The sequence below is a fragment of the Promicromonospora citrea genome, assembly GCF_013004695.1.
GTDB classification, from domain to species: Bacteria; Actinomycetota; Actinomycetes; order Actinomycetales; family Cellulomonadaceae; genus Promicromonospora; species Promicromonospora citrea.
In genome coordinates this window covers 17,519-33,488 of the sequence record NZ_JABEMG010000043.1, presented here as the reverse complement: position 1 = coordinate 33,488, position 15,970 = coordinate 17,519, and the positions used below count along the sequence as shown (strand labels likewise).

Genomic DNA, 15,970 nt, shown 5'->3' with positions numbered 1-15,970 from the left:
CGGGACCACGGCGACCCCGCCGCTCGCGGCGTAGGCGTGCGACGGGTCGGCGACGAGCCCCGACACCGTCAGCCGCTCGGCGCCCGCGCGGCCGCCGTCGCGGTCCGGACCCCGCTCGTCCATCGAGGGCTTCGCGCCCGGCAGCCAGCGCGTCGCGGAGACGGTGTCCCCCACGCCCACACCGAACAGGTCCGCGACGTCCGCCGGGAGCGCGATCCGGTCCGCCGCGTCGGGCCAGGCGCCCGCGGTCAGCTCCAGCGGGCTCAGCCGCCGGTCCGACGGCGCCCCGACGAGCGCCTGGTAGACGGTGCGGCCGTCGTGGTTCAGCTCCGCGTACGTGCCCCGCAGGCCGTCGGCGGCCGCGACACCCCCGACCGCGCGGATCGTCCTGACGTCGCCGGTGGTCAGGGTGCCCCTGCTGTCGAACACGACCAGGTCGCCGTCGGCGTACTGCGCGGCGACCTGGTCGTACGTGGTGCGGGTGACGACGCCGCCCGCGAGCAGCGTCGCCGTGACGAACGCCGTCCCGATGAGGATCGCGGTCCCCGCGGCGGCCAGACGACCCAGGCTGCGGCGCATCTGGCCGAGGGTCAGGCGGACGGTCGGGTCGATGCGGGCCACGGGCTCTCCTCGGGTCGGCGGTGACGCTGGCTGGGACCGCTGTGGTCCCGGTGGAGAAGAGGCAGGGCCGCGGGACACCCGAGGGGGCGGTGTCGCCGCGGCCCTGCCCGGCGGCGGAGGGGGGTCTACTCCGCCGCGAGCGCCGCCACGGGCCGGGTCCGGACCGCGGCCCGGGCCGGGACCACCGAGGCGACGAGCCCGGCGACCAGCGCGACGGCGAGCATCACGCCGACCTCGGCCCACGGGACCACGAACGGCACCGTGCCGACGTTGCCGAGGGCCGCCGTCGCGCCCGCCCAGCCGTACACGAGGCCCAGCACGATGCCGAGCACCGCACCGACACCGGCGATGAGCATCCCCTCGACGGCGAGCGTGCCGCGCAGCTGCCCCGTCGTGAGCCCGATGGCCCGGAGCATCGCGTTCTCCCGGGTGCGCTCGATCACCGACAGCGACAGGGTGTTCGCCACGCCGATCAGCGCGATGACCACCGCCACGGCGAGCAGACCGACCACGATCCCGAGGATCACGTCGATGACCTGCTGGTACGCCTCCCGCTCGACGACGGCGCCGCTGATCTCCACGGCCTCCTCGGTCGCGGAGACCGCGTCCTGCAGCGCGGCGACCGTCGCGGCCACGTCCGCGCCGTCGGCGACCCCCGCCCACAGGGCGTTCGGCGCCACGGCCGGCGTGATCGCGGCCAGGTCGAGCGGCGTGAGGAACGCGTCGTGCGTCCGCAGGTCGCTGGGAACCACGTCGAGCGTCACCTCGCCCGCCGGGCCGCTGAGCGTGATCGTGTCACGGCCCTCGAGCCCGTAGTTCTTGGCGACCCCCGCGGGCACCAGGAGCGTGCCGGGGCCGAAGCCCTCCGCGCCCTCCGGCGTGTTGAGCACCGACGTCAGCGCCTCCGGGGTGGCGGCGACGACGGGCACCACCTCCTCGTCGGTCGTCTCCGCGACGTACGTGGTCACCTCGGCGACGGCCCGCAGGTCACCGACCCCGCGGACGGCGTCCGTCACGTCGCCCGGCATCGCGGAGGGGTTGCCCTCGTCGTCCGACGACGTCGTGCCCACCTGCAGGTCGACCGGGTACTGGGCGTCGAGCTCCTGGTCGAGGGTGACCCGGGCGCTCGCGGCGCCCGTCGTCATCATGGACACGAGCGTGACGCCGATGAGCAGCGCCGTGGCGGTGGCGGCCGTGCGACGCGGGTTGCGCTGCGTGTTGGCGGCGGCCAGGCGCGCGGCGGGCCCGGAGGTACCGACCAGGCGGCCGAACGCCCCGGCGACGCGCGGCAGCCAGAACACCGCGCCGACGATGACGCCGACGAGCGACACCGAGCCGCCGAGCACGGCGGCGAGGATGCCGAGGTCGGCCTGGCCGGTCCGGCCCATGGCCATGCCGCCGACCAGGAGCGCGACGCCACCGACCGTGAGCAGGGTCGCGAGGACCGCGCGGACCTTGCCGGCCCCGCGCAGCGTCGGGGCGTCCGACGGGCGCAGCGCGGCGAGCGGTGCGACCCGGGAGGCGGCACGGGCGGGGGTGACGGCGGCGACCAGCGTGACGAGGACGCCGACGGCGAGCGGCACGAGCACGACCGCGGCGTTGAGCGAGATGGTGCCGGGCAGCGGTACCCCGAGGTCGAAGCTCGGCGCGACGAGGAGGCCAGCCTGCACGAGCAGTGCCCCGAGGACCACGCCGGCGACCGAGGCGATCAGGCCGAGGATCGCGGCCTCGAGCAGGACGCTGCGGTAGAGCTGGCCGGTGTCCGCGCCGATGCAGCGCAGCAGCGCGAGCATGCGCGACCGCTGGGCGACGAGCACCTGGAAGGTGTTGGCGATGACCAGGCCCGCCACGACGAGCGCGACGCCGGCGAAGGCGAGGACGAACACGAGGAACACGATGTTCTGGCCGCCGGACATCTCCGCGACGACCTGCTCGGCGTACTCCTGCGTGGTCAGGACGTCGGTGGCGGAGGGCACGGCCTCGGCGAGGGCCTGCCGCGCCTCCTCGAGCGCCGCGGGGTCGTCGAGCGCCACGAGCAGGGCGTCGTACGTCGGCGACGAGTCGGGCCCGCTGTCGTCGGCGACCCACTGGTCCAGGGTCGCCGCGGAGACGACGGCCATGCCGCCCGTGAGGGCGTACGCCTGGTACGGGTCCTCGACGAGGCCCGTGACGGTGAGCTTCTCGGTGACCTCCTGGTTGTCGTACCAGGTGCTGCCGTCCTCCTGGACCTCGGGCTCCGGGTCGACGATCCAGCGGTTGGCGTTGACCGTGTCACCGACCCCGAGGCCGAGCCGCTCGGCGACGTCGGTCGGCAGCGCGATGTCGGTCTGTCCCTGCGGCCAGTCGCCCTCGGCGAGGCGGAGCGGCGACAGCCGCTCGTCGGCCGGGTGGGCGGCGATCGACTGGTAGACGACCTTCCCGCCGCGCGACAGCTCGGTGAAGTAGGTCTGCTGGGCCTGCACCGCGGCGACGCCGTCGACGGCGCCTGCCGCCTCGGCGTCCTCCGGGGTGAGCTCCCAGCTCGAGTGGGAGACGACGAGGTCGGCGTCCGCGTAGCGGGCGGAGACCTGGTCGTAGGTCGTGCTGGTGACGATGTTGCCCACCAGCAGCGTCACGGTGACGAACGCGGTGCTGATGAGGATGGCGATGCCTGCGGCCGCCAGGCGGCCGGTGCTGCGGCGCATCTGGCCGAGCGTCAGGCGCGCGGTCGGGTAGCGGGAGCCGCCGCCGAGGGCGGGCGTGCTGTCGGTCGACACGACGGGCGTGGTGGTCGGTGGTGTGGTCGTGGCGGTCATCACGCACCCGTCCTACCGGTGGTCACCGCAGGCTCCAGCGTGCGCAGCGCGTCCAGACCCGCCATCGCCGACTCCGGGGTCGGGTCACTGATGTCCCCGGCGATCTTCCCGTCCGCGATCAGCACCACCCGGTCCGCGTACGCCGCCGCACTCGGGTCATGCGTCACCATGATGATCGTGCGCCCCAGCTCCCGCACCGAACGCCGCAGGAACGACAGCACCTCAGCCCCCGAACGCGAGTCCAGGTTGCCCGTCGGCTCGTCGGCGAACACCACCTCCGGCTGCGCGATCAACGCCCGCGCGATCGCCACCCGCTGCTGCTGACCACCCGAGAGCTCACCCGGCCGGTGCGTCAACCGCCCACCCAGCCCCAGCGTCTCCACCAGCGTGCCCAGCCACGCCCGGTCCACCTTCCCGCCGGCCAGCTCCACCGGCAACGTGATGTTCTGCTCGGCGGTGAACATCGGCAACAGGTTGAACTGCTGGAACACGAACCCCACCCGGTCCCGGCGCAACCGCGTCAACGCCTTGTCCCCCAGACCGGTGATCTCCGTCTCGCCCAGGAACACCTGACCACCCGAGGCCGAGTCCAGCCCCGCCAGCAGGTGCATCAACGTCGACTTGCCCGACCCCGAGGGCCCCATGATCGCCGTGAACCGGCCCTGCTCGAAGTCCACGTCCACCCCGTCCAACGCCCGCACCACCGCCTCACCACGGCCATACGTCTTGCTCAGGCTCCGGGCGCGCACGACGGGCGCCGTCTGTGTCGACATCTCGGTGAAGTCCATGCCGAGGACGCTACGCAGCGGCAGGCCCGGGCGCGTCAGGCCCCGGTCTGGTCCGCCCGGGACGGCGTCATACCCAGGTCGTAGGCACCGGTCGGGAATCACCCCTCATTTGGACAGAGGCACTCCTTCCTAAGGTTAGGCTTACCTGCGTGACACCGACTGCTCTCCGTGGGGACGACCTCGTGCTGGGGTACCAGCGCACCACCGTCGTGCACGGCGTCGCCGTCCGGCTCTCGCCGGGCGTCGTCACCGCGCTCGTGGGGCCGAACGGCTCCGGCAAGTCGACGGTGCTGCGCTCGCTCGCGCGCCTGCACCCCGTCCAGGAGGGCCGGGTGAGCGTCGGCGCCACGGCGGACGACACCGTCGACGCCGCGCCGCTGTCCGCGCGCGAGTTCGCCCGCCGCGTCACGCTGCTCGCCCAGTCCCGCCCGCACCCGGCCGGCCTCGAGGTGCGCGACGTCGTGGCGTTCGGCCGGCACCCGCACCGCCGCCGGTTCGCCCCGCTCACCGAGGCCGACCACGCCGCGATCGACCGCGCGATGGGCATCACGGGCGTGACGGCCATGGCCCGCCGCGGTGTCGACCAGCTCTCGGGCGGCGAGCTGCAGCGCGTCTGGCTCGCCACGTGCCTCGCGCAGGAGACCGGGGTCGTGCTGCTCGACGAGCCCACGAACCACCTCGACCTGCGCTACCAGGTCGAGACGCTCGACCTCGTGCGCGACCTCGCGGAGGACCACGGCACCGCCGTCGGCATCGTGCTGCACGACCTGGACCACGCGGCGTCCGTCGCCGACGAGGTCGTGCTGCTGCACCAGGGGCGTGTGCTCGCCTCCGGCCCACCCGCCGACGTGCTGACGGGCGAACACCTCTCGCTCGCCTACGGCCTGCCGATCGACGTCACCACCGACCCGGGCACCGGCCGCGTCCGCGTGCACCCCCGCGGCAGGCACCACGGCCGCACCCGCTGACCCCCACCCCCCCCGGACGCCGCCGCGACCACCGTCGGCGCGGCGTCCGCGCCGTCCGGCCGACAGGCGGCCGGAACGACAGACCAGAACGACCGAAGGAAGACCCATGTCCCTGCGCACCACCGCGTCCCTCGCCGGCGCCGCCCTGCTGCTGCTGCCGCTGCTCGCGGCCTGCGGCACGACCGACCCCGGCGCGGCGGCCCCCGCACCGTCCGAGGCGACCTCCGGCGACTGCGCCGACGTCGAGACGTCGACCGGCCCCGTCACGCTCACCGACTCGTTCGGCCGCACGGTCGAGCTGGAGCAGCCCGCCGAGCGCGTCGCGGTGCTCGAGTGGCAGCAGACCGAGGACCTCCTGAGCCTGTGCGTCACCCCGGTCGCCGTCGCCGACGTCGACGGGTACACCACCTGGAACGACGCCGAGGCGCTGCCCGAGGGCACGACCGACGTCGGCATGCGTGGCGAGCCCAACCTCGACGCCCTCTACGCGACCGACCCCGACCTGGTGGTCGTCGAGGCGTACACGCCGGACGACGAGATCATCGCGAAGCTCGAGGCCTACGACGTGCCGGTGCTGGCGACCAAGGGCGCCGACGCCGCCGACCCGATCGGCACCATGCTCGACACCTTCGGCCTCATCGCGCAGGCCACGGGCCGCAGCGAGCGTGCCGACGCCGTCGCCGCCGAGTTCCAGGCCCACCTCGACGAGGCGAAGGCCCTGATCGCGGAGGCCGAGCCGGAGCAGACCGAGTTCGTCTACTTCGACGGCTGGGTCGACGGCGGCAACGTCTCGCTCCGCCCGTTCGGCCAGGGCTCGCTCGTCGGTGAGCTGGGCGAGGAGATCGGCCTGACCAACGCGTGGACCGGCGAGGTGGACCCGGCCTACGGCCTGGGCCAGTCCGACATCGAGGGCATGACGGCGGTCGGCGACGCGACCCTCGTCTACACGGGGACGAAGGAGGGCGAGGACGACTGGACCGCCGCGCTCACGGCGAACGAGGTCTGGGCGGGCCTGCCCGCCGTGGCCGAGGACCGCGCCGTCCCGTTCCCCGAGCACGTCTGGACGTTCGGGGGGCCGCGCTCGGCCGAGAAGATCGTCGACGCGTACGTCGACGTCTTCACGAGCTGACCGGCGTACCGATGACCGCCACGCAGTCGCCGTCCACGGCACCCACCCGGCCCCAGGCCCCGACGACGCGTCCCGCCGCCTGGGCCACCGGCGGCGCGGCGCTGGTCGCGCTCGCGCTGGGCGTCGTCGTGGTGGGCGCCTGGCACCTGACCCAGGGCACGTCCGGCGTGGGCACGGCGGACCTGCTCCGCCTGCTCGCCGGGACGCTGACCGGGCAGGAGGCCGACGGCGACACGGCGGTCCGCGACATCCTGCTCGGGTCACGTCTGCCGCGCCTCGCGGCGGGCGTGACCGTCGGGTTCGCGCTCGGCGTCGCCGGGGCGCTCCTGCAGTCCGTGGCCCGCAACGCGCTGGCCTCCCCGGACACGCTCGCGGTGACCGCGGGCTCGTACGTCGCGGTCGTGGCCGTGGCGGCGTTCGGCCTCACGGTGCCCCTGTGGGCGTCGGGGGCCGTCGCGTTCGCGGGCGGCATCGCCGCAGCGGCGCTCGTGCTCGGGCTCGCGGGCGGGGCGGGCACGTCGTCCACCCGGCTCGTGCTCGCGGGCTCGGCCGTGGCGATGGCGCTGCAGTCGACGGCGCACGCGCTGCTCCTCCTGTTCGAGACCGAGACCACCGGCCTGTACGCGTGGGGGAGCGGCTCGCTGAGCCAGCTCGACCTGTCCGCCTTCTGGCGCGCGCTGCCCGTCGTCCTGCTGGCCACGCTCGGCGGTCTGCTGGTCTCCCGACGTCTCGACGTGCTCGGCCTCGGCGACGACACCGCCGGCGCGCTGGGTGTCCCGGTGCGGGCGACCCGCGCCGTCGGCGTGCTGCTCGCGGTCCTGCTCACCGCCGCGGCCGTCACGCTCGCCGGTCCGCTCGGCTTCGTCGGCCTCGCCGCGCCCGTCGTGGCGCGGCTGCTGGCCCGCGTCGTGCCCGCGCTGCACCGGCACGCCGTCCTCCTGCCCGCCGCCGGCCTGCTCGGCGCGTTCGTCGTCGTCCTGGCCGACGCCGTGGTCCGCGCGCTGCTCGGCGCCGAGGCGGCGCTGTCCGTGCCCACCGGTGTCGCCACGACGCTCGCGGGCGCCCTGGTCATGGTGCTGCTGGCCCGCCGGCTGCGCGACGCCGGGCCGTCCCGCCGCCCGCCCGCGGCGACGACGGGCCCGCGCAGCGGACGCCGGTTCGTGGTCGTCCTGGTCGTGTGCGTCGCCCTCGCCGCCGGCGCGGTCGTGCTCGGGCTGCTCGCCGGGTCCACCTGGCTGCGCACCGGCGACATCGCGCTGTGGCTCGACGGCCAGGGCCCCGCCGTGGTCCGGTTCGCGCTCGACGAGCGTGCGCCGCGCGTGCTGGCCGCGGTCGTCGCCGGGGCCGCGCTCGCTCTCGCGGGCACGATGGTGCAGGCCACGGCCCGGAACCCGCTCGCGGAGCCCGGCATCCTCGGGATCACCGGGGGAGCGGGGCTCGGCGCCGTCGTCGTCGTGACGGCGGTGGCAGGGACCGCGTGGGGCAACGGCGTGGCCGCGAGCAACGGCGCGATGCTCGTCGCGGCCGTGGGCGGCGGCCTGCTCGCGTTCGTCGTCGTCTACCTGCTGTCCTGGCGGGGCGGGCTGCACGCCGACCGCCTCGTGCTGGTCGGCATCGGCCTGGGCTACCTCACGACGGCGCTCACCACCTTGCTGCTGCTGCGCGCCGACCCGTGGAACACGCCCCGGATCTTCACGTGGCTCTCCGGCACCACCTACGGGCGCAGCCTCGAGCAGGTGCTGCCCGTCGTCGTCGTGCTCGCGCTGGCCGTGCCGCTCGCCGTGGTCGTGCGGCGCGAGCTCGACCTGCTCTCGCTCGACGACGACACCCCGCGCCTGCTCGGCGTGCGGCTCGAGCGCAGCCGCCTGCTCGTGCTCGCCGTCGCCGCGGGGCTGGCCGCCACGAGCGTGACGGCGGTCGGCGTCGTCGGGTTCGTCGGGCTGGTCGCACCGCACGCCGCCCGGGCGCTGGTCGGCGGCAGGCACGCGCGCGTCCTGCCCGTCGCGATGCTGCTCGGCGCCCTCCTGCTCGGCCTGGCCGACACCCTCGGCCGGACCGTCATCGCACCGGCCCAGCTCCCCGCGGGCCTGGTGGTCGCGCTGCTCGGCGCCCCGTACTTCGTGTGGCTGCTGGCGCGGTCGCGGACGTGAGCCGGCCGCCCTGCGGCAGGATGGGGCCGTGACCTTCAGCGAGACCGCACGCGCCGCCTTCCGCCGCGGCGACGACGACCTGGTGGCCCGACTCGCCCGGGACGAGGCCGAGCGCGCGCGGGCGGCCGGCGACGACCCGACGCTCGTGGAGGCGCTCTACCTGACGTCACGGCTCGCGGTGCGCGCGGGCGACCTCGACGAGGCGGCGCGCGTCGCGTCCGACGCGCTCGCGGTCGCCGTCGGCACGGGCGACCGCGCCCTGGAGGAGCGCCCGCGGCACGTGCTGGCCGGGGTCACCCGGATGGCGGGCGACCTCGGGCGGGCCCGCGTGCTGTACCAGGAGAGCATCGACCTCAACACCGAGCTCGGCGACGACCGCACCGTGACGTCGGAGGTGCACAACCTCGCCTTCACCGAGCTGGGACTCGGCGAGACCGCCGCGGCCAGGGACCGGTTCGCGGCGAGCCGTGCGCGCATCGTGGCGGGCGCGTACCGCGACCTCGTGCCGTACGCGTACGTGGGGGCGGCAGCGGTCGCGGTGGCCGACGGCGACCACGCGCGCGCCGCCCGCCTGGCCGGGCTCGCGCGGCGGGCGTTCGCCGAGCTCGGCCAGGTGCCCGACCCGGACGACGCCGCAGAGCTCGCGGCCGTGGACGCCGCCGTGCTGGGCGAGCTGGGCGCGGAGGCCGTCGACGCCGGACGGCAGGAGGGCGCCGGGCTCGACCCGTGGACGGTGCTCGTCGACGCCGCGGGGCGCGGGGCCGAGCCGGGGGCGTGAGCCCCTCCTCCCCGGCGTCGCCCGTTCCCGCGGCCGCCCTCAGGAGAACAGGCGCCGGAACACGTTCGTGTCCGCCAGGTCGATCAGCTCGTCGCCGCGGCCGGACAGGATGGTCCGGATCGCGTAGAGCGTGAACCCCTTGACCTGCTCGGCCGAGATCGCGGGCGGGATCGAGAGCTCCTGGCGTGCCGTGACGACGTCGAGCAGCGCCGGGCCGTCGTGCTCGAAGGCCCGGCGCAGCGCCCCCTCGAGGTCGTCCGGCTCCTCGACCCGCTCGCCGTGGATGCCGACGGCGCGCGCCACCTGGGCGAAGTCGGGGTTGTCGAGGTCGGTGCCGAAGTTCACGAACCCCGCGGCCTTCATCTCGACCTCGACGAAGTTCAGCGACGAGTTGTTGAACACGACGATCTTCACGGGCAGCCGGTTCTGCCGGACGGTGAGCAGCTCGCCGAGCAGCATCGCCAGCCCGCCGTCCCCGGCCAGGGCGACGACCTGCCGGTCCGGGTACGCCGACTGCGCGCCCACGGCCTGCGGCAGCGCGTTCGCCATGGTGCCGTGCGTGAACGACCCGATGAGCCGCCGCCTGCCGTTCATCGTCAGGTAGCGCGCGGCCCAGACGACCGGCGAGCCGACGTCGGGGACGAAGACCGCGTCGTCGTCGGCCAGCTCGCTGACCAGGCGTGCCACGTACTGCGGGTGGATGGGCGTGCGGTTGCGGTCGTTGTCGGCGAGGTCGTCGAGGTCCTTGCGGGCCCTGGCGTAGTGCTTGAGGGACGCGTCGAGGTGGCGGTGGTCCCTGTGCTCGTCGAGCAGCGGGAGCAGCGCGTCGATCGTGTCGCCGACGTCGCCCACCAGGCCCAGGTCCACCGGTGTGCGGCGGCCGATGTGCTCGCCGCGCAGGTCGACCTGCACGATCGTCGCCTTGCTCGGGAAGAACTGCTGGTAGGGGAAGTCGGTGCCGAGCATGAGCAGCGCGTCGCACGCCTCCATGGCGCGGTAGCCCGAGCTGAAGCCGAGCAGGCCGGTCATGCCGACGTCGTACGGGTTGTCGTACTCGAGGAACTCCTTGCCGCGCAGGGCGTGGACGATCGGCGCCTTGAGCCGGCCGGCGAGCTCGACCACCCGGTCGTGCGCGCCCTGCGTGCCCGCGCCACCGAGGATCGTCACCTTCTTCGCGCCGTTGAGGATGTCGGCGGCGCGCCGCAGCTCGTCGTCGTGCGGGCGCACCACGCTGCGCGTGGCCGTGATGGGGGCGGAGCGCCTGCGCTCGGCGCCCTCGGTGAGGAACGTCTCGCCCGGCACGACGACGACGGCGACGCCGCGCCGCTCGACCGCCGTCCGCATCGCGATCTCGAGCACGCGCGGGAGCTGCTGCGGCGTGCTCACCAGCTCGCAGTAGACGCTGCACTCGCGGAACAGCTCCTGCGGGTGCGTCTCCTGGAAGTACCCGCTGCCCACCTCGGCGGCCGGGATGTGCGCGGCGATCGCGAGCACGGGCACGCGGCTGCGCTGCGCGTCGAACAGCCCGTTGATCAGGTGCAGGTTCCCCGGACCGCAGCTGCCCGCGCACACGGTGAGCCGTCCGGTCAGGGCCGCCTCCGCGCCGGCGGCGAACGCGGCGGCCTCCTCGTGGCGCACGTGCTGCCACCCGATCTGCTCGCTGCGGCGCACGGCGTCCGTGAAGCCGTTGAGCGAGTCACCGGGCAGGCCGTAGACCCGCTCGACCCCGGCGTCCTCCATGATCTCGACGATGGTCTCGGCGACGTTCATGTGCCTCCTTCGTGGATCCCGTTCGAACCTAGCCCCGCGGGGTGGTCGTCGCACGTGGGCGCTACGCTCACGGGTATGCGGGAGGTGCAGGCCCACGACCGGTCGCCCGGGCTCGTCGCGTGGCTCCTCGACAGCGACCCCGCGCTGCGCTGGCAGGTCGAGCGGGACGTCGTCGGCGCGCCCGAGGACGTCTGGCGCGCGACGCGGGCGCGCGTCGCCACCGAGGGCTTCGCGGCCCGCCTGCTCGCGCTCCAGGACGACGCCGGGTCGTGGGCGGGCGGCGCGTTCTTCCCCGCGAGGTTCGACTTCGACGGACCGGAGGCGCAGCCGGGTGCCGGCCAGCCGTGGACCGCCACCAGCTGGTCGCTCACCGCGCTGCGCGAGTGGGGCCTCGACGCCGCGGTGCTCCAGGAGCGGGACACCGTGGCGCGCATCGCGGCGAACGTCCGCTGGGAGTACGACGACCTGCCCTACTGGGACGGCGAGGTCGACGCCTGCATCAACGGCTTCACGCTCGCCAACGGCGTGTGGCTCGGGGCGGACGTCGAGGGCATCGCGGACTGGTTCGTGACCCACCAGGCCGCGGAGGGCGGCTGGAACTGCGAGTGGGTCGAGGGCTCGACGCGGGCCTCGGTGCGCTCCACGCTCAACGCGCTGAAGGGCCTCCTCGTGCACGAGGAGGCGACCGGCGGCACGCCCGCCACGCGCGACGCCCAGCGGCGCGCGGAGGAGTACCTGCTCGAGCGCCGGCTGGTCCGCCGGCTGACGACCGGCGAGCCGTTCGGCGACTGGGTGTTCCGCCTCGCCTACCCGTTCCGCTCGTTCTACGACGTGCTCAGCGTGTCCGACTACTTCCGTGCCGCGTCCGTGCTGCGGGGTACCCCGCCCGACCCGCGGGTCGGCGAGGCGGTCGAGCACGTGCGCGCCCAGCGACGGCCCGACGGCACGTGGCTCCAGGCACGCAGGCATCCCGGGCGGGTGTGGTTCGAGGTGGACGTCGGCGCGGGGGAGCCCTCGCGGTGGCTCACCTTCCACGCCGCGCGCGTGCTCGCGTGGTGGGACGGCGCCCAGGTCTAGGCGGGCACGGAACCGGGCACGGAACCGGGCACAGCGAGCTGCGTCGCCGTCTCCACGAGCTCGTCGAGCGCGGCCGAACGCACCCCGGCCGGCCACGCGAGCAGCGTCGTGATCGGCGGCGCGTCGACGACGGGCACCGCCACGTGCTCCGGCCACTGCCAGGCACGGGACGAGGCGGGGATGACCAGCAGGGTGCGGCCGAGCGCGACGAGCTGCGCGAGCTGGGCCTGGGTGTGCACCTCGGGTCCGGGACCGGGCGGGTAGGTGCCGTCGTGCCGCGGCCAGCGCGCGATCGGGAGGTCGGGCACGTCGCTCACCTCGGCCAGCGTGAGGGTCGTGCGGCGCGCGAGCGGGTGGGCGCGCGGCACGATCGCGACCTGCCCCTCGGTCACGATCTCGACCGTGTCGAGCCCGGTGAGGACGTCGACGGGGGCGTGCACGATCGCGACGTCCGCGCTGCCGTCGTGCAGCAGGCCGACCTGCTCACCGATCTCGCACAGGACGACCTCGACGTCGACGGCGCCCGGCCGTGCGCCGTAGGTGTCCAGGAGCTGCTTGAGCAGCCCGTGGGAGGCGCCGGCCTTGGTGGTGAGCACGAGGCCCGGTCTCGGTGCGGCAGCCCGCCGGGTGCGGCGCACGGCGGCGTCGACCGCGTCGAGCGCCCGGCGTGCCTCGGCGAGCAGCACCTCGCCCGCGGGTGTGAGCGACACGCCGCGCCGGTCGCGGTCCAGGAGCGTGACGCCGAGCCGCCGCTCGAGCTGCTGGACGGCGCGCGACAGGGGCGGCTGCGCCATGGTGAGGCGCTCGGCAGCACGGCCGAAGTGCAGTTCCTCGGCGACGGCGACGAAGTAGCGCAGCTCGCGGGTCTCCGGTCGGTCCACGGCGGCAGCGTACGTCGGATCGCGGCGCGCTGATACCCGCGCGGTATCAGTGGCGACCGAACCGGTCTTGGACGCCCCGACCCGCCCCGGCGCACGATCGACGTGCACCCCGTCACGAGATCAGCACCGACGAGAGGAACACCCCCGTGAGCACCTCAGCCCCCACCCTGGCCGGCGGCACCTGGACGCTCGGCGACGACCTCACCGTGAGCCGGTTCGGCTACGGCGCCATGCAGCTGGCCGGCCCGGGGGTGATGGGCCCGCCCGCCGACCGGGACGGCGCCCTGGCCGTCCTGCGCGAGGCCGTCGACCTCGGCATCACCCACCTCGACACCGCCGGCGCCTACGGCCCGCGCGTCGTCAACGAGCTGATCCGCGAGGCCCTGCACCCCTACCCGGCCGGCCTGCTCGTGGCGACGAAGGCCGGCGCCCGGCGCGACGAGCAGGGCGGCTGGCCCGTCGCGCGCGAGCCCGGCGAGCTGCGGCGCCAGGTCGAGGACGACCTCGAGACCCTCGGCGTCGACACGCTCGGCCTCGTGCACCTGCGGCTCGGCGACGCCCAGGGCCGGGTGCCGGGCTCGGTCGCGCGGGCCTTCGAGACGCTCGCCGACCTGCGCGAGCAGGGCGTGATCCGGCACCTCGGCGTCAGCAACGCGACGCCCGAGCAGGTCGAGGAGGCCCAGCGGATCGCGCCCGTGGTCAGCGTGCAGAACCTGTACAACCTGGCCCACCGCGAGGACGACGCGCTGGTCGACCGGCTCGCCGGGCAGGGCGTCGCCTACGTGCCCTGGTTCCCGCTGGGCGGGTTCACGCCGCTGCAGTCGGACGCGCTGTCGGCCGTCGCGGCCCGGCTCGGCGCGACGCCGATCGCCGTCGCCCTGGCGTGGCTGCTCCAGCGCTCGCCGAACGTCCTGCCGATCCCCGGGACGTCGTCGGTGGCGCACCTGCGCGAGAACGTGGCGGGAGCGGCGCTGGAGCTCACGCCCGAGGACGTCGCCGAGCTCGACCGGATCGGCGGGCGGTAGCGCGGCATCGGCTACCGCACCTGCTTGACCCGCGGCACGCTGATCGCGCCCAGCACGCCGAGCAGGGCGCCGCTCAGGAACAGGCCCGGGTAGCCGAACGCGGCGATCAGCCCCGGCGCCGCGGTCCGCATCGAGCACGAGCCCCCCCGAGCAGCACCACCTCGACGGCGCCGGCGCGATCGGCACGCCGTTCTCCGCGGCGTGGCGCACCGATCTCCTGGCGCGCGACCTGGGCGAGCAGGCCTGGCAGGGCGGGGACGAGGTCCGCCTGGAGCCGCGCCCGTTCCAGATCGTGACGCTCCGCGTGCGGGCGACGTCCTGACGTGTTGGCGGGCGGCCGGCGCGGACTTCACCCGGTGGAGGGCGCCGCTGTGCCGGTTTTCGACCGTATGTCGCCCTATCCTGCGGTCGTGAGCCTCAGCCCGGGGTGGACAGGACCGCCGGCAGCGGGCCGGGCGAGGCGTGGCGACGGGGGAGAGCTGTGGCGGACCAGCGGGAGCACGACCTGAGCTTCGCCGAGCCGGCTTCGCGTCCGCAGGACGTGCCGTCGCCGTACCTCCCGCCCCCGGGCTCTCCCTCGGGCTCGCCGGGGCTCCGCCCGGGCGCCGGCTCCTCGGCGAGCAACCCGCAGGCGACGGCGAGCCTCGTGCTCGGCATCGTGTCGGTGGTGCTGAGCCTGGTGTTCGTCCCGGCGATCCTCGGCGTGATCCTCGGCATCGTCGGGCTCGCCCGGGCACGGCGTGGCGACCCGCCGACCGGCCGCGGGGCGGCGGTCACCGGCATCGTGCTCTCGGTGCTGGGCGCGGGCCTCGGCGTCGTGCTCGCCGTCGCGGCCGTGGGCTGGGTCTCCGACCTCGGGGAGGAGATCGCGCGGGAGACGGCGCAGTCCGCGGCGCCCGGCGACACGGACGCCGGGCCGGAGGCCGAGCCCTTCGACCCGGCCGACTACGCCGAGGTGGACGCCGCGCGGTGGGAGTCGATCGCGAAGGATCCTGAGGGCGCGCAGGGCCGCTCGGTCGTGGTGTACGCCGAGGTGCTCCAGTTCGACAGCCGCACGGGAGACGACCGCTTGGTCGCCGCCGCGGGGGCCGACCAGCCCGGCGAGTCCGGGGAGCTGACGTCCAGCGCGGTCGTCGTCGGCGAGGAGGCGCTGCTCGCCGACGTGCGGAACGGTGACGTGCTGCGGCTGCACGGCGTCGTGACCGGCTCCCACGAGTTCGAGACCCCGATCGGCGGCAACGCCACGGTCCCCGTGCTCACCGTCGCGCACGTCGAGGAGGTCGGGTTCGTGGACCTCGGCGACGACTTCGAGGTCGGTGCGCCGGGCCGTGACGAGATCGGTCTGCTCACGGTGCCGGTCACCGTGACCAGCAGCGCGAGCGGGCCGACCACCTACGCTGCCGACCTCGTCGCGGAGAGCGAGGACGGCGAGACCACGTACGGCACGGCGATCGTGCTGGTCGAGGACCTCGGCGCCGGGAAGACGGGGACGACCGAGGTCGTCTTCTTCGACGAGGTGCCCGGCGACGCCGTCTTCCGGATCAGGAACACCGCGCGGTATCCCGGATGACGGCCGCTGCGCCGTGGCACCCCGACATCCGGCGTGACCTCGTCCCGGGCGTCCCGTCGCGGTTCTGGGGGCAGGCGTGGCGCGGTGCGGTGGTCGCCGCGGGGCTTCGCAGGGAACGGGCAGAGCGCGCCGCGGGCTACACCACGAGGGTCGGGCACGAGCACGCGGACGAGGCCCTCGTGGACGTCGACGTCGTCGACCCCCGGTCCGGCCGGGTGCTCCGGCTCGCCGGAGAACCGATGCCCCGTGCGTTCTTCAACGACCGGGCCGCCTTCATGCGCGACCGGCTCGCGCGCGTCCGCGCCGCGGCGTCCGCCTGACCCGTCCTGCCCGCCCGCCCTGCGGGGCGTGGCTGCCGCCTGCCCGGAACCCTTGACGTCCGACGAGGTCGGCCCGTAAGGTCCACACCGCAGACTGC

Annotated in this window: 13 protein-coding genes; 8 read left to right on the top strand and 5 right to left on the bottom strand. The window is 75.1% G+C overall.

Annotated elements, in window-relative coordinates:
* The 3 genes from HLB15_RS10545 to HLB15_RS10535 all read right to left on the bottom strand — a co-directional run.
* Positions 1 to 621: ABC transporter permease (locus tag HLB15_RS10545; RefSeq protein WP_376699401.1), on the bottom strand; the 621-nt coding region annotated here is incomplete at its 3' end.
* A 125-nt stretch (positions 622 to 746) separates the two neighbouring features.
* On the bottom strand, positions 747 to 3,416 hold the full coding sequence (locus tag HLB15_RS10540; protein WP_171105354.1) for an ABC transporter permease: 2,670 nt from the start codon (positions 3,414 to 3,416) through the stop codon (positions 747 to 749).
* Positions 3,416 to 4,204 carry an ABC transporter ATP-binding protein gene (locus HLB15_RS10535; RefSeq protein WP_171105352.1) on the bottom strand — a complete coding sequence of 263 codons (789 nt, stop codon included), beginning with the start codon at positions 4,202 to 4,204 and terminating at the stop codon, positions 3,416 to 3,418. The genes HLB15_RS10540 and HLB15_RS10535 overlap by 1 nt, the downstream gene beginning before the upstream one ends.
* 149 nt (positions 4,205 to 4,353) lie before the next feature.
* Here HLB15_RS10535 and HLB15_RS10530 point away from each other — a divergent pair, with 149 nt between their 5' ends.
* The 4 genes from HLB15_RS10530 (at position 4,354) to HLB15_RS10515 (ending at position 9,229) form a co-directional block, all read left to right on the top strand.
* The gene (locus HLB15_RS10530; RefSeq protein WP_171105349.1) at positions 4,354 to 5,172 is read left to right on the top strand and encodes an ABC transporter ATP-binding protein; all 819 of its coding nucleotides are present in this window, start codon (positions 4,354 to 4,356) and stop codon (positions 5,170 to 5,172) included.
* Positions 5,173 to 5,278: 106 nt separating this feature from the next.
* On the top strand, positions 5,279 to 6,301 hold the full coding sequence (locus HLB15_RS10525) for an iron-siderophore ABC transporter substrate-binding protein (protein ID WP_171105347.1): 1,023 nt from the start codon (positions 5,279 to 5,281) through the stop codon (positions 6,299 to 6,301).
* A gap of 11 nt (positions 6,302 to 6,312) precedes the next feature.
* On the top strand, positions 6,313 to 8,451 hold the full coding sequence (locus HLB15_RS10520; RefSeq protein WP_171105345.1) for an iron ABC transporter permease: 2,139 nt from the start codon (positions 6,313 to 6,315) through the stop codon (positions 8,449 to 8,451).
* Between the two features lie 28 nt (positions 8,452 to 8,479).
* Complete coding sequence (locus tag HLB15_RS10515; RefSeq protein WP_171105343.1) at positions 8,480 to 9,229, top strand: tetratricopeptide repeat protein; 750 nt, start codon at positions 8,480 to 8,482, stop codon at positions 9,227 to 9,229.
* Positions 9,230 to 9,268: 39 nt separating this feature from the next.
* On the opposite strand, the gene poxB is transcribed toward HLB15_RS10515, so the two are convergent.
* Complete coding sequence (gene poxB, locus HLB15_RS10510; RefSeq protein ID WP_171105341.1) at positions 9,269 to 10,999, bottom strand: ubiquinone-dependent pyruvate dehydrogenase; 1,731 nt, start codon at positions 10,997 to 10,999, stop codon at positions 9,269 to 9,271.
* 75 nt (positions 11,000 to 11,074) lie between these two features.
* Here poxB and HLB15_RS10505 point away from each other — a divergent pair, with 75 nt between their 5' ends.
* Positions 11,075 to 12,076 carry a squalene cyclase gene (locus HLB15_RS10505; RefSeq protein ID WP_171105339.1) on the top strand — a complete coding sequence of 334 codons (1,002 nt, stop codon included), beginning with the start codon at positions 11,075 to 11,077 and terminating at the stop codon, positions 12,074 to 12,076.
* On the opposite strand, the gene HLB15_RS10500 is transcribed toward HLB15_RS10505, so the two are convergent.
* A complete protein-coding gene (locus HLB15_RS10500) occupies positions 12,073 to 12,957 on the bottom strand; it encodes a LysR family transcriptional regulator (protein ID WP_171105337.1) in 885 nt (294 codons plus the stop codon). The two genes, HLB15_RS10505 and HLB15_RS10500, sit on opposite strands and share 4 nt — an antisense overlap.
* A gap of 146 nt (positions 12,958 to 13,103) precedes the next feature.
* Here HLB15_RS10500 and HLB15_RS10495 point away from each other — a divergent pair, with 146 nt between their 5' ends.
* The 3 genes from HLB15_RS10495 (at position 13,104) to HLB15_RS10485 (ending at position 15,872) form a co-directional block, all read left to right on the top strand.
* Positions 13,104 to 13,982, top strand: coding sequence for an oxidoreductase (locus HLB15_RS10495; protein WP_308424965.1), 879 nt, complete (start codon positions 13,104 to 13,106; stop codon positions 13,980 to 13,982).
* 481 nt (positions 13,983 to 14,463) lie between these two features.
* The gene (locus HLB15_RS23745; RefSeq protein ID WP_212759732.1) at positions 14,464 to 15,552 is read left to right on the top strand and encodes a DUF4190 domain-containing protein; all 1,089 of its coding nucleotides are present in this window, start codon (positions 14,464 to 14,466) and stop codon (positions 15,550 to 15,552) included.
* Entirely contained in the window at positions 15,549 to 15,872 is a 324-nt protein-coding gene (locus tag HLB15_RS10485; protein ID WP_171105335.1) for a hypothetical protein, read from the top strand. The genes HLB15_RS23745 and HLB15_RS10485 overlap by 4 nt, the downstream gene beginning before the upstream one ends.
* The last annotated feature ends 98 nt before the right edge of the window (positions 15,873 to 15,970 follow it).